Here is a 22877-nt window from a genome sequence, read left to right on the forward strand (position 1 = left end):
GGGCTCCGTGTCAGGCGGCTTGGGCGCACAGGGCTTCGCCGAACAGCAGGCGATTGCGCATGGCCGATATGTCGGTGCGGTTCTGGATCAGGCCGAAGTACCACGGGCCATCCTGCACGTCGCCGTACAGGACCGCGCCCGCGATGCGGTTCCCGGCCAGCACCAGGCGTTTGTAGATGCCGCGGCGCGGATCGCGCAGCACCAGGTCTTCGCTGCCCTCGCCGCCGATAAAGTCGCCGACCGAATACAGGTCGACGCCGGTCACTTTCAGCTTGGTCGGCGTAGCTTGCTGCACGTAGCGGCGGTGGCCGTTGCGCGCCAGGTGGGCACCGCACACCTTGGCCTGGTCCCAGATCGGGGCCACCAGGCCGAACGTGGCGCTGCGGTGCTGCACGCACTCACCCACAGCGTAGACGCGCGGGTCGTAGGTCTGCAAGGTGTCGTCGACGACAATGGCGCGCTCGCAGTGCAGGCCGGCCGCTTTGGCCAGTTCGATGTTGGGGCGCACGCCGGCGGCCATCACCACCAGGTCGGCCGGGATTTCCTTGCCATCCTTGAAGCGCACGGCTTTGACCCGGGTATCGCCCACGATCTCGCTGGTGTGCGCTTCAAGCAGGAAGCGCAGGCCCTTCAGTTCCAGCGCGGATTTCAGGAGCAGCGCGGCCGGCTTGTCGAGCTGCTGGTTCATCAGGCTGTCCATCACGTGCACCACGGTCACCTGCATGCCGCGCCGCAGCAGGCCGTTGGCGGCCTCCAGCCCGAGCAAGCCGCCGCCGATGACCACCGCGTGGCCGCCGCTGCGGGCCGCTTCCAGCATCGTATCGACGTCCTGGATGTCGCGAAAACCGATCACGCCCGCCAGCTTGTGGCCCGGCACCGGCACGATGAAGGGCTTGGAGCCGGTGGCCATCAGCAGCCGGTCGTACCAGACTTCGCGCCCCGACTGCGAACGTACCATGCGCTTGCGGCGGTCGATGTGCACCACCGGGTCGCCCGCGTGCAGGGTGATGCCGTTGGCGGCGTACCACTCGCGCGTGTGCAGCATGATGTCGTCGATATTCTTTTCGCCGGCCAGCAGCGGCGAGAGCAGGATGCGGTTGTAATTGCCATGCGGCTCGGCGCCGAACACCGTGATGTCGTACAGCTCCGGCGCCAGCTTGAGCATTTCCTCGACCGTGCGCATGCCGGCCATGCCGTTGCCGATCACGACCAGCGATTGCCTGGCGACGGGCGCTGTCGGTATCTTTGTCATGCGCAGACCCACACCTTGCCGTCCTCGACCCGCGCGCGGTAGCTGGGCACCGAGTGTTCCGGCGCTTCCAGGCATTCGCCGGTGAACAGGTCGAAGTGCTGTTTGTAGATGGGCGAGGCCACCACGATGCGTTCGCCCAGGCTGCCCACCAGCCCGCGCGAGAGCACCGAGACGCCGCTGTTCGGATCGTAGTTCCCGATGGCGAACACGCGTTCTTCAGCATCACTCACGTGGAACACGGCGACCTGCTCGCCTTTCAGGAGCGCGCACACGCCGGTGTTGGGGACGATCTCGTCGAGCGAGCAGACGGCGGTCCAGTTGGTCAGTTCGATATCGCGGTGCATGAGCTTCTCCTTAGGCGGTTTTGACGATGAGTGGAATGACGCGCTTGCGTTCCTCGATCGTGGCGGGACGAATCTGGCCGCGCTCGGGCATGAAGACCACGTTCTGGTCGGCCTGGTCGCTGTTCACAAAATGGCGGAAGCGCTGGCGCGTGGCCGGATCGTTGACGGCGTTCTTCCACTCGCAGGCGTAGGTATCGACCACGTGCTGCATGTCGGCTTCGAGTTCGGCGGCCAGGTGCAGCTTGTCGTCGATGACGACTGATTTCAGGTATTCCAGGCCGCCTTCGAGGTTGTCGCGCCAGACGCTGGTGCGTTGCAGGCGGTCGGCCGTACGGACATAAAACATGAGGAAGCGGTCGATGTAGCGCACCACGGTTTCCTGGTCCAGGCTTGATGCGATCAGCTCCGCGTGGCGCGGCTTCATGCCGCCGTTACCGCACACGTACAGGTTCCAGCCCTTTTCGGTGGCGATCAGGCCGACGTCCTTGCCCTGCGCTTCGGCGCATTCGCGGGTGCAGCCGGACACGCCGAACTTGATCTTGTGCGGCGTGCGCAAGCCCTTGTAGCGGTTTTCCAGTTCGATCGCGAAACCGACGCTGTCGGCCACGCCATAGCGGCACCAGGTCGAGCCGACGCACGATTTGACGGTGCGCAGCGACTTGCCGTACGCATGGCCCGACTCGAAACCGGCGTCGATCAGCTCTTCCCAGATGAACGGCAGCTGCTCGACGCGCGCGCCGAACAGGTCGACCCGCTGGCCGCCGGTGATCTTGGTGTACAGGCCATATTTTTTGGCCACCATGCCGACCGCGATCAAGCCGTCGGCGGTCACTTCGCCACCCGGCATGCGCGGCACCACCGAATAGGTGCCATCCTTCTGGATGTTACCGAGGAAGTAGTCGTTCGAATCCTGCAGGCTGGCGTGTTCCGGCTTGAGGACAAAATCGTTCCAGGTCGACGCCAGCACGTTGGCGGCCACCGGTTTGCAGATGTCGCAACCACGGCCCGTGCCGTGCTGCGCCAGCAGGTCTTCGAAGGAGGTGATCTTGCCGACCTTGACCAGGTGGTAGATTTCCTGGCGCGAGTACGGGAAGTGTTCGCAGACATGGTTGTTGACGGCCATGCCCTGCTTTTTCATCTCGGCCTTCATCACCTGCGTGACCAGCGCCACGCAGCCGCCGCAGGTGGAGCCGGCCTTGGTGCAGCTTTTCAGCGCGCCGATGGTGGTGGCGCCGCCACAGACAGCGGCGCACAGGTCGCCCTTGGAAACGTCGTTGCAGGAGCAGATCTGGGCCGTGTCGGGCAAGGCGTCCACGCCCAAACCCGGGCGCGCCTTGCCATCGCTTTGTGGCAGGATCAGGAATTCCGGCGACTCGGGCAGCTCGATTTTATTCAACATCATCTGCAGCAGGGTGCCGTATTCGCTGGCGTCGCCCACCATCACGCCGCCGAGCAGGAATTTGCCGCAGTCGGAGACGACGATCTTCTTGTACACCTGTTTGCGTTCGTCGGTAAACTGGTAGGAGCGGCTGCCCGGGCTGGACGCGTGCGGATCGCCGATGCTGGCCACGTCCACGCCCATCAGTTTGAGCTTGGTGCTCATGTCGGCGCCGGTGAAGGCGGCGCCTTCGCCTTGCAGGTGGCGCGCGGCCACACGGGCCATGTCGTAGCCTGGCGCCACCAGGCCGAACAACTGGCCGTTCCACAGCGCGCACTCGCCGATGGCGTAGACGTCCGGGTCCGAGGTCAGGCAGCTGTTGTCGATGGCGATGCCGCCGCGCGCGCCGATCGTCAGGCCGCACAGGCGTGCCAGGTCGTCGCGCGGACGAATCCCGGCCGAGAACACGATCATGTCGGTGTCCAGGTGGCTGCCGTCGGCGAAGCGCATGCGGTGCGTGCCCTCTTCGCCGTCGATAATCTCCAGCGTGTTCTTTTGGGTGTGGACAGTGACGCCCAGGTCTTCGATTTTGGCGCGCAGCACGCGCGCGCCGCCATCGTCGACCTGCACCGCCATCAGGCGCGGGGCAAATTCCACCACGTGGGTCTGCAGCTGCATGTCGCGCAAGGCCTTGGCGCATTCCAGGCCAAGCAGGCCGCCGCCGATCACCACACCGGTTTTGGAGCGCTTGCCGCATTCGAGCATCGCTTCCAGGTCTTCGATGGTGCGGTAGACGAAGCAATCCTTGCGGTCCTTGCCGGCCAACGGCGGCACGAACGGATACGAGCCGGTGGCGAACACCAGTTTGTCGTAGGCCAGCACTTCACCGCTGGCGACAGTGACAGTCTTCGCTGCGCGGTCGACGGCGACGGCTTTCGCGTTCAGCTTGAGCAGCATATTACCGCCCTCGAAGAAGCCGGCCGGCACCAGCGACAGGTCCTCGGCCGATTTACCGGAGAAAAATTCGGACAGGTGCACGCGGTCGTAGGCGGCGCGCGGCTCTTCGCACAAGACCGTCACGTCGAGCGCCGGCGCACCGGCGGCGCCGAGCGATTCGAGGAATTTGTGGCCTACCATGCCGTGGCCGATGACGATGATCTTCATGCTGGTTCTCCTTACGCGACAGCGTTGTTGACGGCGACCGGACGGTCGTCCACGGCGGCGCTGAGCCTGACCGCGATGGCGCACAGCGCCGACAGCAGCACCAGGCCACTGAGGATGGTGAGGGTTTGGCCGATGTCGCCGGTACCTTTCATGAGGAAGCCCGCGGCGACCGCGCCCACGTTGCCGCCGGCGCCGATGATGCCGGCCACGCCGCCCAGCGCCTTGCTGTCGATGAAGGGCACCAGCGCGTAAGTGGCGCCGCATGCCATGTGGGTGAACAGGCCGAAGACCAGCATGGCGATCACCGCGAAGACAACGCCATCGGCCTTGGCGAACCACAGCAGGCCGGCGCCTTCGCCGATCATCAGCACGAACAGCAGCGTGACGCGGCTGTTGATGGTGCCGCGCATGGCCATCTTGTCCGACACCCAGCCGCCCAGGGCACGGGCAAACAGCGCCAGCAAGCCAAAGCTGCCGGCGGCCATGCCGGCTTCCTTCAGGCTCAGTTTGAAATGGTCGACGTAGTACACGGCGGCGATGTTGTGGATGAAGATCTCGATGCCGAAGCAGGCGCCGTAGGTGACGAACAGCAGCCACACGCGGTGGTTGACGCTGGCGGCCTTGAAGCTCTCCCAACCGCCTTTCTTGCCACCTTCGATGGCGATGCCGGCGGCGCGCATCTCGTCGTAATTACCTTGCGGGCAATCCTGGGTGAATTTCCAGTACAAGCCGGCCATGACGATCATCAGCACGCCCGGCACCAGCAGGGCCACGCGCCAGCCGGCCGCTTCGCTCACGCCCAGCATCAGCAGCGCGCCAACCAGCAGGGGCATCAGCGCCTGGGCCGCGCCGCCGCCGGCATTGCCCCAGCCGGCCGCTGCCGCGTTGGCGGTGCCGACCACCTTGGGGCCGAACATGACGGAGGTGTGGTACTGGGTGATGACGAAGCTGGCGCCGACCGCGCCGATGCCGAGGCGGAAGAACAGGAAGCTTTCGTAGCTTTGCGACGCAGCCACGCCGAGGACGGGGATCGCGCCGAGCAGCAGCAGGCCGGTGTAGGCCTTGCGCGGGCCGAAGCGGTCGCACATGGGGCCGACGATCAGGCGTACCAGGATCGTGATGGCGACGGCGGCGATGTTGATGTTGGCGACCTGGGCGAGGGTCAGTCCGAATTCGCCTTTGATGATCGGCATCAGCGGCGCGCAGGCGAACCAGGCGAAGAAGCAGACGAAGAAAGCCATCCAGGTCAGGTGGAAGGCGCGCATCTGCGGTGTGCTGATACTGAAAAGTTCGATGGTGTTTGCTTTGGTGGCCATTGTTTATCCCGTTAAAAACAAAAAGGCGTCCGGCCAGACCCGGTTGTCAAAACCAGGCTGGACGGACGCCGTTGTCCTGCCGATCCGTCGTTAGATCAGCGCAAGTTGTTCAGGGGATCGCCATTGATCCGATATGTATTGTTTAGCAAACGCCGTGCCAGGGCCGATGCGGGGCGGGATGGGACGGGTGAGGCGGGGATATGAGGCGAGCGCTACATTGCGGTGCACAAATGCCCGAAAATGATGCGCGGGAGCGTGCGCGCCGCCCCTACCGCCAATGAATCGGAAACGACTCCGCATATCCGCGCGGATCGCTGCCGTCCCAGCGCACGCCATCGATCAGCGTCGAACTGCGCATCGTTGACGACGGCACCAGGGTCCCGGTCATTTCCGCCGCGCCCTTGTACAATTCGATCCGGTTGACGGCCTGCGCCTGCCCCAGGTAATCCGGCTCGTCCCTGAGCAAACCCCAGCGCCGCTGCTGCGTCATGAACCACATCCCGTCCGACAGATACGGAAAATTCACTTCGCCGTCGGCATGGAAACTGAGCGCCTTTTCATCGGTCCACTGGCCGCCCGCGCCATTGTCATACTGTCCCGCCAGGCGCGCCGCGATGGCTGCCCTGCCCGTATTCAGATACGCCGAGCCGGCCAGCACCGTGGCCGTCTGCTCCTTGTTGGCGCGGGAGGCCTCGATCCACCGGCTGGCATCGAGCACCGCCGCGATCATGGCGCGGCAGGTATCCGGATCGCTCGCGGCAAACGCCGCCGTCGTTCCCAGCACCTTGCCCGGATGGTCGGGCCAGATCTGCTGGCTGGTCACGGCCGTCACGCCCACGCCCTCGTCGATGGCGCGCTGGCCCCAAGGCTCGCCGGCACAAAAACCATCGATCATCCCGGCGCCCAGGCTGCCCACCATCTGGGCCGGCGGCACCGTCAAGGCGCGCGCCTGGCGCAGCGGGTCGATGCCGTGCGCGGCCAGCCAGTAATACAGCAGCATCGCGTGATTGCCAGTGGGGAAAGTGTGGGCGAAGGTGTAGGCGCGCGGCAAGTCCCGCATCCGCTGCGCCAGGCTCGGCCCATCCAGCGCACCCTGCTGCGCCAGCGCGCGCGACAGGGTCACGGCCTGGCCATTGCGGCTCAGGTTCATCAGGACCGCCATCGCCTGCTGCTGACAGCCGATGCCCAGCTGCACGCCATACATCAAGCCGTACAACACGTGGGCGGCATCGAGCGCGCCCGAACCCAGCTTGTCGCGCACGTTGGCCCACGAGGTTTCGCGGCTGAGCACGATCCTGATGCCGTATTGGCGGTCGAAACCGCACTCGGCCGCCATCACCAGCGAGGCGCAGTCGGTCAGCGGCATGAAGCCGATCCTGACCGTACGCAATTGATTTACTTTTGTCTCTGCCATACAGCTCCTTGCTTTCCTGTGGCCCGCGGCGAATTAACCGAGCAGATCCTCGACATCGAGGATGCGCTGGGCTATCTCCGCCAGCTTCAAATTCTTGTTCATCGCCATGCTGCGCAGTTTCTGGTAGGCCTGGTCCTCGGTCAGCCGGTGATGGGTCATCAGGAGGCCCTTGGCGCGGTCGATTACCTTGCGCTCGGCCAGCTTGTGGCGCGTCTCGTTCAGCTCGACCAGCAGCTTCTGCTCCTGGCGGAAGCGCGCCAGCGCCACGTTCAGCACCGGCTTGATGCGTTCGGATTGCAAGCCGGCCACGATGTAGGCCGACACGCCGGCGGCCATGGCCGCGTCCATGCTGCTGGTGGTGTCGTCCTCGGTGAACAACACGATCGGGCGGCGCTCGTCGCGGGTGGCGATGACGATGTGTTCGAGCACGTCGCGCGCGTCCGATTCGGCATCGATGATGATCATGTCGGGTTGAAGTTGAGCGATCCTGTCGGGCAGATAGATATCGGCGGGCAGCGAAGCGACGATGTCGTAGCCCGATTCGAGCAGGCCGATGCGCAGCGCGTTGCCGCGCAAGACCTGGACGGCCAGGGCGGCATCATGCTCGCCACCTTCCGGCACGATCGTATTGACGACGACAATGCGCAGCTTGCGAGGGGGTTGCGCGGGGGTTTTGGGCATTTTATTGGTTGGGAGTGAGGCCATGTCCTTACCAGACAAGCAAGATACGCGCCAACACGCCTCCCGCCGGCACGACTGCCGAGAGGGGAAGCGGGAGCGGGAATAGTTGCGCTTCCTCGCCTGCCTGGGATACATTGTTGTTTCTATAACCCAGACATTCTGAAAGCCGACCATGCGCATGCGATCTTCCCTCTTCGGCGGCCTGTTCCTGGCTGCGGCCCTGCTGGCACCCGGCCTGGCGTCAGCCGACCCAACCATCATTTATCTGGTCCGCCATGGCGAAAAGGGATCGGCCGACAAGGATCCCGCGCTGACAAAGCGAGGCCAGGCGCGCGCGCGCAACATCGCCGCCATTCTCAAGTCGACCGGCATCGCGCATATTTACAGCAGTACGTATCAGCGCACCCGCCAGACCGCCCAGCCGCTCGCCACCGCGCTGGGATTGCCGGTGCAAGTGTATGACCCGGCGCAGAGCGACAAACTGGTCGGGGAAGTCAAGGCGACGGGCGGTACCGCCTTGGTGGTCGGCCATTCGAATACCGTGCCCGAACTGGTGCGCCTGTTCGGCGGCACGCCGGGGAGCGATATCGGGGAAGATGAATTCGACCGGCTGTATCAGCTGATCGTGGATAAAGATGGCAGCGTGACGACGGTATTGCTGCATTCCGCGGCGCCGTGACGGATGTGGAAGACGCCGCGGCCGGCGCATGCGGCCTTGGCGGGCATCGGATTGCCGCCGTGAGGGACGTGCTTGCCCCCTTGCCTTCGCCAACGATCGAAAATTCAGAGCGAACATATCTGAAAATTCAACACCGTGCGCGCCGATGTGGGCGATATGACCTTTGACCAGAGCAACAATTCGAGGGGCATGGGTGGCGTCCTTCAATGGCCCCTGATCGTGAGGCCAGCTGAAACAGGCACCAACTAGCCTTCTGGCTTTGCGTTCAATGCGCCGTGACGTAGCCCGGCGGCTCGCTCGGCGCCTGGCTCAGGATCGTCTTCATCAGCGCCGCCTCCTGCACCGGGCTGCGGCCGAAAAAGCGCTTGAATTCGCGGCTGAACTGCGAACTGCTTTCGTAGCCGACCCGGTTCGAGGCGGACGAGGCGCTCATGCCCTCTTGCACCATCAACAGCCTTGCCTTGTGCAGGCGCGTGCTCTTGAGATACTGGATCGGCGAAGTGTGCGTCACCGCCTTGAAGTTGGCGTGGAAAGCCGCCACGCTCATGCCCGCCTCGTGCGCCAGTGTCGGCACGTCCAGCTCGCCGCTGAAACCCGCATGAATGCGGCGCAAGGCCTTGCCGATCTTGCCAAACTGGCTGTGCTGGGCCAACGCCGCACGCACCGCGCCACCCTGCTCCCCGGTCAGCACGCGGTACAGGATCTCGCGCGTGATACCAGGCCCCAACACGCGCGCTTCCACCGGACACAACAGCACTTCGAGCAGGCGCAGCACGGCGTCGCCCATGGCCTCATCCATGGTGCTTGAACACATGCTCACCGGCGCGCTGTGGGCTGACGGAGCGGGACCGAGCGCCAGCGCGAGCTCGGCGGCGACTGCCAGATTGATGTGCATCTTGAGCGCCAGCAGCGGCTCGGCTTCGCTGGCGTCGGTCTCGCTCTCGAAAGGCAAAGGCACCGACAACACCAGGAACTGCTGGGCATCGTAAATGAAACTCTGCTCGCCCAGATAGCCCCGCTTGCGCCCCTGGCACACGATCACGATGCACGGCTCGTACAGCACGGGCACGCGCGGCATGGCCCGGTTGGCGCGCATGAAGCGCACGCCGTCGAGCGCGGACGCGGTGTAGCCCTCGGATGGCGCCAGCCTGCCCAGCAAGGCGATCATGCGGTCTTGTCTGCTTGGCGGCGTTGGCATCGGCTTCTCTGGGGCGGGTTCGTCAGCCGCCAGTGTAAGCGGCAAAACGCCTGCGCGCCAAGATCGAATCCTCGCGCAGGCTTGCCTGATTCTCTTGCAAGGCCGCCAGGACGAGGGTCGATGCAGCACGCTGGTGCACGAAAGGAACGGCGTCGGCGCGCAGCTTTTTCCCGCGACGAAAGCGCGGCCTCCAGCGCCGCCGCCAGCGCGATCCACGTTCCGACAACGCCTTGACCGTCCGCTACATCACCATCCCTCGGCCCGCACTATGCACATCCCGGCTAGGCCGTGGCCGTCCGCTACCTCAGCTTCCCTCGGCCAGCGCCATGCACAGGCCGGCAACTCCGAGACCGTCCACCATCTCGCCGCCCCGTCAGTGCGCCATCCAGAGCGGCAGCGTCGAGGTCCTAAGCAAGGTCCTGGTCGCGCCGCCAAGCAAGACTTCGCGAAAGCGCGAGCGGCCATACGCACCCATCACGATCAGGTCGGCGCCCGCCTCGCCCGCCGCCGCCAGCAACGCCCGCCCCGGATCGGCGTGGCTGTCGACTTCACGAACGTTGACCCGGATTGCGTGCCGCGCCAGATACAAGGCCAGATCCGCCCCCGGCGTCGGACCGTGCAGGTCGCCGTGTGCGCGCGCATCGACCACCACAATATCGACCTGGCGCGCGCGTTGCATCAGCGCAATTGCACTGGCGATCGCGCGGCTGGCAGGGGCGCTGCCGTTCCAGCCGACCACGATCCGCTGCCCCAATGGCGATGCCGGGGGTGACGCCTGCGCCGCCGCAGGCACCACCAGCACCGCTTTGGCGGCGTTGAGCAGGACGTACTCGGGAAAATCGGCGCGCACGCCCGGCACCGGATGCGCGGCATCGTGCCGGCCGATCACGAGCAGATCGCAATAGCGCGCCTGCAAGCTCATGCCCAGCCCGATTTCTTCCTCCAGCCGGCGCCGCTCGACCGACAGCACGCCGAGCGCACTGGCACGCTGTTCAAAAACGTCGAGCGCGCGGTCCGCCAGGCGGCGTAGCTCGTCCAGCGGAGCCTGCATGGGCGGCAAGCTGGGATCGAGGCCGCTGAGCGCGAGCAGGCGCGGCGGCAGGTTGGTCAGCGCCGTACCGATCAGATGCGCGTTGTGTTCGATGGCCAGCCGGGCTGCAATGTCGATGCGCGCGACGGCCTGAGCCGAGTCGTCGACATGCACCAGGATCGTTTTATACGCCATATTGGTCTCCCAGAGTTTGGCATCCCGTCGCGAATCACCGCACCGCCCGTCCGGCACTCATGCCGAGTCGGTACCACGCCTCGCGATAGGCGAACTGTCATCGCATTGCTTACCTCCTTTGTCTGCTTCCTGTCCGATGCTGCACTCCGCAGCCATGACGGAACCCTGGCCGCAAGCCTGGCGGCAGGTACGGCCTGCGCACGGGAAGATCACCATCACGGATAATTCGAATCGCTCCTTGCTTGGACTGGCCCGCGGCGAACTGGTTCAGCATATTTTTCGGCCCGACGACATATGCACGCCATCCCCGCCAATCGCAGCGCCGCCCGTGGCCAGAAAGTAGAGCGGGTTAGCCCAGCCCTGAAAAACAGGCATGCTGACTTTTCTCGGCAGCAAAACCAGCGCCAGTAGCGGAATAAGACAGCCAGCGTCATTCGCCAGCTCAACAAAAATGGGGCCGGCACGGTAAGATCGCCCTCATGGATAATTTAAGTCACTCCCTGGTTGGTCTGGTCGTCGGCGAACTGGTTCACCGTACTTTGCCGGCGCAAGCCGATCCGGCCCGGCAGGGCACCCAGCGCCGCCTGATGCTGTTCGCGTGCTGGGCTGCCAGCAATTTTCCCGACCTCGACCTGGTACTGAGCGGGCGCTTGCCCATGCCGCTGGGCTACCTGCTGAATCATCGTGGCCACACCCACACCCTGCTGCTCGAAGTGCCGCAAGCCCTGCTGCTGATCGCGCTGCTGTGGCTGCTGTGGCCGGGCGCGCGCACCCTGCTGCGCGCCAGCAAAGCGGCGCGCGCCGGACTGCTGGCAGCCGTCGGTGCCGGCTTCCTGCTGCACCTGGGAATGGATGCGTTGAACTCCTACGGCGTGCATCCGTTTTACCCCTTCGATGCGCGCTGGATCTATGGCGACATGGTGTTCATCCTGGAACCGGTCTTCTGGGTGGCCGGCGCCGTGCCGCTGGCGATGACGCTGGGCAGCTGCGTCCGGCGCGCCCTGCCGCTGGGCGCGCTGGCCGCCATGCTCGCCTACTTCACGCTGCGCGGTTTCCTGCACTGGGGTTCGCTGACGGCCCTGCTGCTCTTCGGTGCCGGACTCGCCGTGTTGCAGCAGCGTGCCGGCAAGAACGGCAAACGCGCCTTGTGCGCCGCCCTGCTGGGCGCCGCCGGCTTCGTGAGCATGCAAGGCGCGGCGATGCAGCGCGGCAAAACCATCGTGGCCGACCACCTGCGCTTGCTCGATCCGGCCAGCACCCTGCTCGACACCGCGATGACGGCCTTTCCCTCCAACCCGGCCTGCTGGATGTTCATGTCGGCCGAACGCGATGCCGTCGCCGGCACCTACCGGCTGCGGCGCGGCATGGTCAGCGTGGCGCCGGACCTGCTCGCGCTCGATGCCTGTCCGGCGGCACTGTCCGAAGGCGCGCGCGCACGCACGGCGCAGATCGTCATCGACTGGAGCCAGGAAACGTCGCTGGCGCGCTTGCGTACGCTACAGGCCAGCAACTGCCGCTTCGATGCCTGGCTGCGCTTCGCGCGCATGCCGGCGCTGGGAACGACGACGGCGTTCGACGTCCGCTTCAGCAACACCCCGGCAGGCAACTTCACGACCTTGCCCATCGATGAGGCCAACCGCCAGCCCTGCCCCGCCGGCGTGCCGGCCTGGGGCTATCCGCGTGCCGACCTGCTGTGACACGGGAGCGTGCTATGCTGCTTCCAAGCTAACCAGCGCCGGATATCCCCGTGACAATACAGCGGTTTTCGCACATGGTCGGGCCGCGTACCTACGTGTTTCGCGACCTCAAGGACGTGATGGCCCGCGCCTCGCCGGCCCGCGCGGGCGACCTGCTGGCGGGCGTGGCCGCCGCCCGCGCCGAAGAGCGGGTGGCGGCCCAGATGGCGCTGGCCGACCTGCCGCTGCGCACCCTGCTCGACCAGCCCCTGATCCCCTACGAAGACGATGAAGTCACGCGCCTGATCGTCGACAGCCACGATGCGGCCGCGTTCGCCCCCATCGCGCATCTGACGGTGGGCGACCTGCGCAACTGGCTGCTCTCCGACGCGGCCGACAGCGCCGTCCTGGCGGCCGTCGCGCCCGGCATTACGCCCGAGATGGCGGCCGCGGTATCGAAGATCATGCGCATCCAGGATCTGGTGCTGGTGGCGCGCAAATGCCGCGTGGTCACGGCTTTTCGCAACACGCTCGGCCTGGAAGGCCGCATGGCCACGCGCCTGCAGCCAAACCACCCGACCGACGACGCCAGCGGCATCGCGGCCAGCATGCTCGACGGCCTGATGTACGGCAGCGGCGACGCCGTGATCGGCATCAACCCCGCCACCGATAACGTGGGCCAGGTCGTCACGCTGGTCGGCATGCTCGACGCCGTCATTGCCCAATACCAGATTCCGACCCAGTCCTGCGTGCTGACCCACGTCACCAACACCATCGAGGCGATCAACCGTGGTGCCCCGGTCGACCTGGTGTTCCAGTCGGTGGCCGGGACCGAGGCCGCCAACCGCAGCTTCGGCATCAACCTGGCGCTGCTGGCCGAAGCGCGCAGTGCCGCCCTGTCGCTGGGACGCGGCACGGTGGGCGACAACGTCATGTATTTTGAAACCGGCCAGGGCAGCGCGCTGTCGGCCAATGCCCATCACGGGGTCGACCAGCAAAGCTGCGAAGCGCGCGCCTACGCGGTGGCGCGCGCCTTCAAGCCGCTGCTGGTGAACTCGGTGGTCGGCTTCATCGGCCCGGAATACCTGTACGACGGCAAGCAGATCATCCGCGCCGGCCTGGAAGACCACTTTTGCGCCAAGCTGCTCGGCTTGCCGATGGGTTGCGACGTGTGCTACACCAACCATGCCGAAGCCGACCAGGACGACATGGACGTGCTGCTGACCATGCTCGGAGCGGCCGGCTGCAATTTCGTGATGGGCGTGCCGGGATCGGACGACATCATGCTCAACTATCAAAGCACGTCGTTCCACGATGCCCTGTACGCGCGGCGCGTGCTGGGTTTGCGCGCCGCGCCCGAATTCGAAGCCTGGCTGCACCGCATGCAGATCTTTTGCGGCGATGGCGCCGCGCAACTGCCGGACGCCCTGGCGCCGGCCTTTCAGCAAGCCTTGCTGCGCTTATGAACCTTCCCAAACATGTGCTGTCCAACCCATGGCAAGCCTTGCGCGGACTGACGCAGGCACGTATCGCGCTCGGGCGCAGCGGCGTGAGTGTCCCCACCTCGGCGCAGCTTGATTTCCAGCTGGCGCATGCGCGCGCACGCGATGCGGTGCACATGGCGCTCGATGCCGGTGCGCTGGCGGCGGGGCTATCCGGGGACGGGCACGCTTGCCTCGCCGTGCACAGTGCCTGCCCGGACCGCGCCACTTACCTGCAGCGTCCAGACCTGGGCCGCGTGCTCGATGCGCCTTCGCGTGCCGCGCTGGCCGCCGCGGCACCGGCCTCGTGCGACCTGGTGCTGGTCATTGGCGATGGCTTGTCGGCGCTGGCCATCGAGCAGAACGCGCAGCCCTTCCTGGCGGTGCTGCTGGCACGATTGCAACAGGAGCAATGGCGTATGGGTCCGATCGTGATTGCCAGCCAGGCGCGCGTGGCCATCGGTGATGAGATCGGCGAGTTGCTGAACGCACGCGCGGTGGCGGTGCTGATCGGCGAGCGCCCCGGGCTCAGTTCGCCGGACAGCATGGGCATCTACATGAGCTGGGCGCCGCGCGTGGGCTTGAGCGATGCCGACCGCAACTGTATTTCGAATGTGCGGCCGGCCGGCCTGGGCTATGACGAGGCCGCGTACAGATTGCACTACTTGCTGACGCAGGCGCGCCAGCGGGGGATGTCGGGCGTGTTGCTCAAGGATGACACAGTTGCCGACGCCGGTGCGCTTACAGCGGGGAAAGCGAATTTTTTGCTGCGCTGAAGGCGCCGGGGACAAGGTAGTTGATTCACCCTGTCGCTCGCGCTATTGGCGTCACCGGCTTCGCAGAAAGATGGAAGATCCACTACGCGCACCATCGCCCCCGCTGCCGCCACAAGCACATAGCGGCCCGGCCCCGGGGAGTGCGCACAGGTTTTATCTGAACCTGTGCAGGGAAACCCGCCGTCCGGCCCGCGACGGCGAATTCAACGGGAAGGCGCCAGCGACGCCCCTTAACGCCGCGCGCAGACCAGCCGCTGGCCGACGTTGAACTTGAGGATCATCTTGTCGCGCGACAGCTCTTCCACGCGCAAGGTGTCGGCCACGTTGGCAAACTGAATCGCCAGCTGGCCGTCGCGGTACATCCAGCGGCCAGGCGACACCCTGTTTTCATAGCGCATTTCCAGCGTACGGTCATCCTGGAAGGAAATCAGCACCGAGGTCCCGCCTATCGTATCGTGGCAATGCCAGGCGCCCACCACCATGTCGCCATTCTGTGCGCTTTGAGCAGGATTATCCTGCGCGCGTTCCGCGCTCATCTTGCCGATCAGCCCGCCGCCGCTGCGGGTACGCATGCTGCCGATCCATTCGGCCGGCGCGGCAAAATTCAGATTCTGCCCCGTGCGCATCTGGAAAGTGACGATCCCGACCAGCCGGCCGGAACTGTCGAACAGCCCGCCGCCGCTCGATCCGGGCGACACCGGGGCCGTGGTCTGGATCAAGGTGCCGCCGTCAAGCGGACGCAGCGACGACACGATGCCGTCGCTGATCGTCAAATCGAGCCCGTGCGGAGCGCCGATGGCAATCACGCGCTGGCCGGTGCGCACCTCGCTCGACGCGCCGATCACCACGGCCGGGGCACTGAGGCCCTTGACCGACAGCTTGCACAGGTCGCGCTCTTCATCGGCCACGGCGACGCTCGCCTCGTAGCTGTCCTGCCCCAGCTTGACCTGCAGGCGCGAACCCGCCAGCGCCACGTGGCAATTGGTAATGATGGCGTCGCCGCCCAGGGCAACGCCGCTGCCGGTCCCGACCAGGGTGCTGCCCTTGTACATATTAATACGCGCGACATACGGCGACAATTTGGCGAACAGGTCTTCCATGCCCATCGCGCCGGACGAGCCGCCGGCGGCCGGCGCCTGCATCGCCTGCGGCTGGTTAGCGAACTGATCGGCGTGGCCGCCGCTGTCCTGCATCAGCGCCGGGGTGGCGCCTTGCGATGCGCCCGTGGCGGCAAGGACCGGCGCTGCGGCCGGCGCGCGGCCCTTGGCAAAGTACACCAGCCCGGCCACCAGCAGGCCGGCCGCCAGGCCATAACGCCAGTCGAGGCTGAAACCTTGCTGCGCGGGCTCCGGCTCGACCCTGCGCGTCAGCGGTGGCGCGATCTGGCTGCGGTCGTACATGGCGCGCTTGTCGGTGTTCGACAGCACGGCATACGCTTCACGCACCAGCACCCAGTCGTTGCGGTCGTACGAACCGCTCTGGAACGCCGCATGCAAACGCGCGTACGCCGCAGCAATCTCTTCAGAACTGGCGAGGGGATCGACACCAAGAATGGTGTACAGCGTTCGTTTCATGTGCAGCGTCTCCGACGGAAACGACGATGATAGCGTAAATATCATTCATTATCATAGCCGCGAGGAAATATTGCTTTTTCTTCGTCGCCAGCGTGACACAGCGGGCATCGCTTGCCCGCTGTTCTTTCCCTATTCGCGCTGCTGCTGCGGCGCCCCGGCATCCGGTTCGGGCGGTGGCGGCGCGGACGGCGGCAGCGGTTGCGGTAGCGCTGGCAGGCCGGAGGATGGCTCGCCACGCTCGCCATCGATCGGCGCTTCCGCACCGTTTTCCATATCGTCCGGCTCGGGTGCGGGCGGCGGCGGTGGCGCCACGCCCTCTTGCTGCATCTCGCCCGCTTCTTCGTCGATATCGCCCGGATCTTCTTCCTGCACCACCGGTGCCGGGCGGCGCCCGCCCGGGAATACGGCAGCGGCATCGACCTTGCCATCGGCAATCGCGGCCTTGAAGAAGTCGCCTACCACGAGCAGCGCATTATGTCCGCCCTGCCCCCAGTAACTGCTGCGCATGGTGACGCGGTTGTCGTTGAAGCCGACCCAGGCGCCCGCCACCAGCTTGGGATGCATCATGATGAACCAGCCGTCGGTATTGTTTTGCGTCGTGCCGGTCTTGCCGGCGACGTCGCCATTGATGCCGAAGCGATAGCGGATGCCCGTGCCCGTGCCGCGGTTGATCACCCCGCGCATCATGTCGATCAGGTCGGCGGAATTTTGCGCCGACATCACGTTTTCCGACTTCGGGTCGGCGAATTGCGCCACCACCTTGCCGGAACGGTCGGTGATGCTGGTGACGAACACCGGCTTGCGGTATTGCCCCTGGGACGCGATGCTGCTGTAGGCATTGACCATTTCCAGCAAGGTCACGGGACTGGTGCCCAGCGCCAGCGAGGGGACCGATTCGAGCTTGCTGTTGCGAATGCCGAGGTCGCGCGCCAGCTTGATGATGCCCGGCAGCCCGACATCCTGCATGACCTGGGCCGTGATCGTGTTTTTGGAAAACACCAGGCCATCGCGCATGCTCATCATGTTGCCGCTCGATCCGCTCATGTCGGTCGGGCGCCAGATGGTGCCGTCGCCGGCCTTGATATTCGTCACGGCGTCGCGGTAAGGCCGATTCGGCGCGAAGCCTTTTTCCAGCGCGGCGCCGTACACGATCGGCTTGAAGGTCGAGCCGGGCTGGCGCGCGGCCTGCACCACGTGGTCGTACTGTTCTTTATGAAAGTCGCGGCTGCCGATCCATGCCTTGATGTGGCCGCTCTCCGGGTCCATCGCCACGAAGCCCGTTTCCAGGCGCGTTTTTGCGGCGCGCAAGCGGGCGATGAAGGCGCGGTCGGTCTTGAGCCGCTTGAGCGCCACCGCTCCGGTATCGCCGCTTTCGATGGCTTTCTTGTACTCGGGCGTTTCCCGGATGAAGGCATTGACCAGCGTCCCTTTGGAGCGCCAGAAATACTCGAAGGGCGTGACCGAGCCGTGCATGCCGGCGTAGGCGCCGGCCGAGCCGGCATAGCCGCCGTCGGGCTGCGACCATTCGACGTCGGCAATGATCTGCAAGGCATTGCCCTGGCGCTCGACGGCTTTCATGGCCGCTTCCTGCAAGGCGAAATCGAGCGTGGTGTGGACCACCAGGCCGTCGCGCTCGACGTTGTAGTCGTTCTCGTCGGCCCATTCGAGCAGCCACTTGCGCACGTAGGCGGTGAAGTGGGTATCGGTCGGGCTGCGCTCGGCCTGGCGCGAAAAGGAGACCCGCAGCGGCTTCTTGCGCAAGCTGTCGTAGCGCTTGTCATCGAGCATGCCGTGCTTGCGCATCTGGGACAGCACCACATTGCGGCGCTGCACCGAACGCTCGGGATTGTTCACCGGATTGTAGTAGTTGGTGCCCTTGAGCATGCCGACCAGGGTGGCGCTTTCCAGAATGTCGAGCTTGGCGGCGGTGGTATCGAAATAAGTGCGCGCCGCCATTTCGATGCCGAACGTGTTGTACAGGAAAGGCACTGTGTTCAGATAGGCTTCCAGGATCTCATCCTTGCTGTAGGCCGATTCGATCTTGACCGCCGTGATCATTTCCTTGATCTTGCGGTTGAGGTTGCGCGAACGGCCTATCTCTTCCGGGAACATATTGCGCGCCAGCTGCTGGGTAATGGTCGAGCCGCCCTGGGCGTCGCCGCCGAGGGTGTACACGACCGAGGCCAGGGTGCGCTTGTAATCGATGCCGTGGTGGTCCTTGAAGCGGTGGTCTTCGGTGGCGATCAGGGCGGCGATCATATGCGGCGAAATTTGCGCCAGGGTCACGCGTTCCTGCAAGCCTTCTTCAAAGCTGGCCAGCTCCTTGCCGTCGGCCGCGACCAGGATCGAGGCCTTGGCGGCGCGCGCCTGCTTGAGACCGGCCACGCCAGGGGTGAACGGCAGCAAGATCAACGCCCACACCAGCAGCAACGACAGGGGGACGCCGACGCACCACAGCAGCGCCAGCCCGACGCGCTTGTACGGCGGCTGCGCCATCAGATACGCGCGGCCGCGCCGAAGCCGCTCGCCTGCCGCGCGCAGGCCCTGTCCCAGCCGTCCTTCCAGATTGCGATCGTCACCCACTGTCACCTCCTTGCTTAATAGTCATTAACTTGCCTGACAGTATATCCGAGGGGGCATGGACGCACGCGCCGATCGGCGGGTAAGGCGCGTACGAGCCTAGTCCTGATGACCGGAGGTGGATTTGTCCTACGCCGATATTGCCAGTGCGCCTACTCCCCGCACGACTGAGGCCGCCTATCATGAACTTTCTGCTACAAGACAGGCAGCCAGGAAAGATCCCAGCCACCCGGTAGCGCGATAGTTACCACAGAAAATATCAGGAGCACATCATGAGAACCTCATCGTCGACCACACGTAATACGCCCAAGGCCATCCCAGGCGGCCAGGAAGCCCTGGACGCGATTGCGCTGCTGACCGAAGACCACGAGAACGTCAAGCAGATGTTCGAGCAGTATGAAGGCTTGGGCGAGCGCGCTCATGCAACCAAGAAAAAACTGGCCACGCAGATCTGCACCGAACTGACCAAGCACGCAACGGCCGAGGAAGAAATTTTCTACCCGGCCGTACGCGCCGCGACCAAGAAGAGTGAAGATCTGGTCGACGAGGCTACTGTCGAGCATGCATCAGCCAAGGACTTGATCGCCCAGATCATGGACATGGAAGCGACCGACGATCTGTTCGATGCCAAGGTAAAGGTGTTGTCCGAGATGATCGAGCATCACGTCAAGGAAGAGGAGAACGAGATGTTCCCGCAGGCGCGCGCGGCCGGCCTCGATCTGGAAGCGCTGGGGCAGCAGATTGCCGAGCGCAAGGCCCAGATCGCGGTATAAGTCAGATTTTGCCCCGCGAAGGCGGGTTGGCATGCGCTTCCTCCACAGCCCGCTGGCGTCTGCGCGGGTTGTCGGGGAACCGTTTGCCATGGCTACGCCAGGACCCCTGCATGGGCGCCTTCGCGCAAGTCGTTTCTGCCAATGGCAGAAACGACGGTGCCGGGGTTGGCATCAGAAGCGCGCCGGAACGTGTTCCGGCGCGCGCCCACCCTACTCCGCGTTCAGCTGCCACCAGTTCATGTTCCACCCGCCTACGCGCGCGAAAATGGTCAGGTCCTGCTGCCCCGCTTCCAGATACACCCTCCCCGTGACTGTCTGCCAGTTCTGCCATCCACCCGTGTTGGGCACGGTCAGCGTGGCCAGGTCGCTGGCGTTCTTGCTCAACACAAATTGCCCACCGTTATAGATGCTGGCAAGCCGGAATTGCAGCTTGTACCACCCGGCCCTGGGCACATTGACCGGATAGCTCATCCAGTCATTGTTATCGATATTGCTCACATTGAATCCGCCGCCCGTATCGCTCGTCGTTTCCATGCGCATGCCGCTGTGCGTGGTGAACATTTCCGCTTCGATGCGCTCACCCACCAGCGGTTTCCAGTTCATCCAGTACGCGATGCTTTCATTGCGTACCAGCGGCTGCGTGGCAAAACCGCGAAAGTAGTTTTCGATCTGGCCGGCCGATGCGGTGCTGACGTTCAGGCTTCCCAGCCCGCCGCCATTGCTGCTGTTGGTCACCATGCCCCAACCCCACCAACTGGTATCGCCATTCGAGCCGCCAGTGGACACGGTCTTGTAGGCCCAGTTGGTCGCCGCCCAGCCGTACATATTGTAGGCATCGTACGTCCTGCGGGTGACTTGTCCGCCGTAGCTGCCCAGCATGGTCCAGGGCTGGAATTCGCCAATCAGGAATGGCGTGTTCAGCCCGGTCAGCTTGGCATTCCAGTCGCAACTCTCACCCGTGCCGTTGAGATTGCAGTGCAGCCAGGCGGCGTGCACATTGGCCTGGTTGGCGGCGCCCGGCGCGTCGTTCCAGCCCCACAAGCCAGGATAAAAATGCATGCCGAGCGCAACATTGCTGAGGCCGCGCGTGTTCGGATTACCATAGGCATCGATACCGCTGTTGTGACCGGGCAGCAGGATCATGTGATGCGGGTCTTTTGCGCGCACCACGTTGAACAGTTCGTAGGCGTAATTGGCCAGGGTGGCCGCATCGGTTCCCCACGGCTCGTTCAGCAAGTCGTACGCGGCCACGGCATTGCGGCCCCTGTAGCGCTCGGCGACCTTGTCCCACAGCCACTTGGTGCGGTCGCGGTAGCCGGCGTTCGACCATAGCTGCGCCGGGCCGACGCAGCCATCGTGCTGCTCCTTCTCCCCAGCCTGGCCGCCGACAGTGCCGTGCAGGTCGAGGATCACATACATGCCGCGTTTTTCCGCTTCGTTGATGGCGAAGTCCAGATACTTCCAGGCGTTCGGGCGCAGGTTGTAGGGGCTGTATTCGTTCTCCACCACGCCGAAGTAGAATGGCACGCGGATCACGTTCATGCCCATGCCCTTCATCAGGTCGAAGTCGCGGGTGGTGATCCAGCTGTCGCGGAACGCGTCCATCAGGCGTTCCTTCTCAAGGTTGCCGAAACGGCCCGCCAGGGTGCCTTCGAGCGTGCACTGGTCGTTGACCGGCCCGCTGTTGGTGACCATCCTGTCGTTGAGCATCCAGAATTCCATCTGCAGCCAGTTACCCAGGTTCACGCCGCGCAGGTTGACGCGCTTGCCGCTGCTGTCGACCCAGTAGCGTCCGTTCTGGCGGATCGCCGGCAAGCCCACGGAGGGGTGCTCGGCAGTGAAGTTGATCCAGTTCAGGTTGAATCCACCGCCCTTGGCGAACACGGCCAGGTTCTGCGGTCCGGCATTGAGGAACACGCGCGAACTGATGGTGGACCAGGTCTGCCAGCCGCCGGTGTTGGGCACGCCCACCGTGTCGCTGATGTCCTTCGCGTTCTGGCTGAGTACCAGCCGGCCGCTGCTGCCGGCCGAGGCCACCCGGTACTGCACCGTGTACCAGCCGCTGGTGGCCGGATTGACTGAATAATTCATCCAGTCGTTGGTCTCGATCCAGCCCACATTGGCGCCGCCGCCCGCGTCCGACGTCGCCTCGGTGGCCACGCCCTGCATCGATGCGTAGCTCTCCGCTTCGAGCTTGCCGGGCAAGGCTGTCTGGGCAGCGCATGCGGCACTGAACAAGGCACCGGCGAGCGTGCCAGCCAATCTAGGTAAAGCCATTCTCACGTCCCCGTGAAGGGTAGATTCCATGGAAAGTCTCCTGTTGTTATATGAAGCGGCCCGCTTCCGCGCCGCGCTGAACGGGAAAGGCAAAGGTGCATCACCCGACATGGAAACGTTCCCAATCCGTGCAGCCGATGGTATTGACTTCGCCTTGCGGCGTCAACGTAAATATAAAAAGCTGTAGGGAAACGAAGCTTGACGTGGAACCGGCCACGCTGCGCTCGCGGCAAAGTTTGCATGAGTACAGAGGGCTTTCCGGCGACAAATTTGGTCAGCCAATCCGGCGGGCTCTGCTTACTTTTGTCCTACACGACAGTTGCGAGTGCTCCTACTCCAAGGCCCGGCACGCTGACCTAAGATGTCTCTACTCGCTGACGAACACACTAGTCCGACGGCGGAAACAAGGTAGTTCTTGCAGTTCCTTTAATTAAGACATTAGGAGAAATCACCATGGCATCGAACAACAAGCAAGGCGGCAACAATCAAGGTGGCAGCAAAGGTAACAACCAGTCGGACAGCGGCTCGCAAAGCGGCAGCAAGGGCGGCCAGGGCAACAACCAGAGCGACACCAGCAACCGCGGCTTTGCCTCGATGGATCCTGAGCAGCAGCGCGAAATCGCTGCCGAAGGCGGCCGCGCAGCCCATGCTTCCGGCAATGCCCATGAGTTCACATCCGAGGAAGCCCGCGAAGCAGGCAAGCTGAGCCACAGCGGCGGCGGCAACAAGCAAAGCGGCTCGGACAGCGGCTCGTCGCGCGGCTCGTCGGCCAGCAACAAGAGCGATGCCGATAGCGGTTCTTCGCGTGGCTCGTCGGCCAGCAACAAGAGCGATGCCGATAGCGGTTCTTCGCGTGGATCGTCGGCCAGCAACAAGAGCGATTCCGACAGCGGCACCGCGCGCGGCGGCAACAAGCAAAGCGGCTCCTCGGACGACGATGCGTCCTCGGGCGGCAAATCGGGCGGCTCCAAGTCGGGCTCCGGTTCCGGCTCCGGTTCCGGCAGCCGCGGCTCCAACTAAGCGACTCGCACGCGGAGCCGCCTGATGCGGCCGCGCCAGTCGACCGCGCCCCGCCCCGTGGCGGTGGCG

The 22877-nt window shown here is 64.7% G+C and carries 18 protein-coding genes; 7 read left to right on the forward strand and 11 right to left on the reverse strand.

What is annotated here, in order from left to right; genetic code table 11:
- Window positions 1–10: 10 nt before the first annotated feature.
- From PO883_RS12690 to PO883_RS12715, 6 genes are all read right to left on the reverse strand, one after another.
- Complete coding sequence (locus tag PO883_RS12690; protein WP_289310089.1) at window positions 11–1252, reverse strand: NAD(P)/FAD-dependent oxidoreductase; 1242 nt, start codon at window positions 1250–1252, stop codon at window positions 11–13.
- Window positions 1249–1596 (reverse strand): nitrite reductase small subunit NirD, encoded by a 348-nt coding sequence (gene nirD, locus PO883_RS12695; protein ID WP_167086179.1) that lies wholly within the window; start codon window positions 1594–1596, stop codon window positions 1249–1251. The genes PO883_RS12690 and nirD overlap by 4 nt, the downstream gene beginning before the upstream one ends.
- Window positions 1597–1606: 10 nt before the next feature.
- A complete protein-coding gene (gene nirB / locus PO883_RS12700) occupies window positions 1607–4138 on the reverse strand; it encodes a nitrite reductase large subunit NirB (RefSeq protein ID WP_289310090.1) in 2532 nt (843 codons plus the stop codon).
- Window positions 4139–4149: 11 nt separating this feature from the next.
- Window positions 4150–5454: an MFS transporter gene (locus PO883_RS12705; RefSeq protein WP_289310091.1), complete on the reverse strand. Its 1305-nt coding sequence runs from the start codon at window positions 5452–5454 to the stop codon at window positions 4150–4152.
- Window positions 5455–5722: 268 nt separating this feature from the next.
- Window positions 5723–6868 (reverse strand): CmpA/NrtA family ABC transporter substrate-binding protein, encoded by a 1146-nt coding sequence (locus tag PO883_RS12710; protein ID WP_289310092.1) that lies wholly within the window; start codon window positions 6866–6868, stop codon window positions 5723–5725.
- A gap of 33 nt (window positions 6869–6901) precedes the next feature.
- Window positions 6902–7549, reverse strand: coding sequence for an ANTAR domain-containing response regulator (locus PO883_RS12715; protein ID WP_289310093.1), 648 nt, complete (start codon window positions 7547–7549; stop codon window positions 6902–6904).
- A 178-nt stretch (window positions 7550–7727) separates the two neighbouring features.
- Here PO883_RS12715 and PO883_RS12720 point away from each other — a divergent pair, with 178 nt between their 5' ends.
- A complete protein-coding gene (locus PO883_RS12720) occupies window positions 7728–8228 on the forward strand; it encodes a histidine phosphatase family protein (protein WP_289310094.1) in 501 nt (166 codons plus the stop codon).
- A 265-nt stretch (window positions 8229–8493) separates the two neighbouring features.
- On the opposite strand, the gene PO883_RS12725 is transcribed toward PO883_RS12720, so the two are convergent.
- Both PO883_RS12725 and PO883_RS12730 read right to left on the reverse strand, forming a co-directional pair.
- Complete coding sequence (locus tag PO883_RS12725) at window positions 8494–9426, reverse strand: AraC family transcriptional regulator (protein WP_289310095.1); 933 nt, start codon at window positions 9424–9426, stop codon at window positions 8494–8496.
- Between the two features lie 373 nt (window positions 9427–9799).
- Window positions 9800–10651 (reverse strand): universal stress protein, encoded by an 852-nt coding sequence (locus PO883_RS12730; protein WP_289310096.1) that lies wholly within the window; start codon window positions 10649–10651, stop codon window positions 9800–9802.
- Between the two features lie 479 nt (window positions 10652–11130).
- On the opposite strand from PO883_RS12730, the gene PO883_RS12735 reads away from it, so the two are divergent.
- The 3 genes from PO883_RS12735 (at window position 11131) to eutC (ending at window position 14584) form a co-directional block, all read left to right on the forward strand.
- Window positions 11131–12348 carry a metal-dependent hydrolase gene (locus PO883_RS12735; RefSeq protein WP_289310097.1) on the forward strand — a complete coding sequence of 406 codons (1218 nt, stop codon included), beginning with the start codon at window positions 11131–11133 and terminating at the stop codon, window positions 12346–12348.
- Window positions 12349–12422: 74 nt separating this feature from the next.
- Entirely contained in the window at window positions 12423–13793 is a 1371-nt protein-coding gene (locus PO883_RS12740; protein WP_289310134.1) for an ethanolamine ammonia-lyase subunit EutB, read from the forward strand.
- Window positions 13790–14584, forward strand: a complete 795-nt coding sequence (gene eutC / locus PO883_RS12745) for an ethanolamine ammonia-lyase subunit EutC (protein ID WP_289310098.1) — start codon at window positions 13790–13792, stop codon at window positions 14582–14584. Before PO883_RS12740 ends, eutC begins: the two co-directional genes overlap by 4 nt.
- 230 nt (window positions 14585–14814) lie before the next feature.
- Here the strand turns inward: eutC and PO883_RS12750 are convergent, their stop codons facing one another.
- Together PO883_RS12750 and PO883_RS12755 are read right to left on the reverse strand one after the other, a co-directional pair.
- The gene (locus PO883_RS12750) at window positions 14815–16158 is read right to left on the reverse strand and encodes a trypsin-like peptidase domain-containing protein (RefSeq protein ID WP_289310099.1); all 1344 of its coding nucleotides are present in this window, start codon (window positions 16156–16158) and stop codon (window positions 14815–14817) included.
- A gap of 129 nt (window positions 16159–16287) precedes the next feature.
- Window positions 16288–18741, reverse strand: a complete 2454-nt coding sequence (locus PO883_RS12755; protein ID WP_373890059.1) for a penicillin-binding protein 1A — start codon at window positions 18739–18741, stop codon at window positions 16288–16290.
- 269 nt (window positions 18742–19010) lie between these two features.
- Between PO883_RS12755 and PO883_RS12760 the strand changes: the two genes are divergently transcribed.
- The gene (locus PO883_RS12760; RefSeq protein WP_289310100.1) at window positions 19011–19511 is read left to right on the forward strand and encodes a hemerythrin domain-containing protein; all 501 of its coding nucleotides are present in this window, start codon (window positions 19011–19013) and stop codon (window positions 19509–19511) included.
- A 210-nt stretch (window positions 19512–19721) separates the two neighbouring features.
- On the opposite strand, the gene PO883_RS12765 is transcribed toward PO883_RS12760, so the two are convergent.
- The gene (locus tag PO883_RS12765) at window positions 19722–21788 is read right to left on the reverse strand and encodes a carbohydrate-binding protein (protein ID WP_289310101.1); all 2067 of its coding nucleotides are present in this window, start codon (window positions 21786–21788) and stop codon (window positions 19722–19724) included.
- A 28-nt stretch (window positions 21789–21816) separates the two neighbouring features.
- Here PO883_RS12765 and PO883_RS12770 point away from each other — a divergent pair, with 28 nt between their 5' ends.
- A complete protein-coding gene (locus tag PO883_RS12770) occupies window positions 21817–21975 on the forward strand; it encodes a hypothetical protein (RefSeq protein WP_289310102.1) in 159 nt (52 codons plus the stop codon).
- Window positions 21976–22241: 266 nt separating this feature from the next.
- Complete coding sequence (locus PO883_RS35110) at window positions 22242–22808, forward strand: KGG domain-containing protein (protein ID WP_373890060.1); 567 nt, start codon at window positions 22242–22244, stop codon at window positions 22806–22808.
- The last annotated feature ends 69 nt before the right edge of the window (window positions 22809–22877 follow it).

Origin of the sequence: Massilia sp. DJPM01 (assembly GCF_030348125.1) — a bacterium.
In the GTDB taxonomy this organism is placed as follows: Bacteria; Pseudomonadota; Gammaproteobacteria; order Burkholderiales; family Burkholderiaceae_D; genus Telluria_A; species Telluria_A frigida.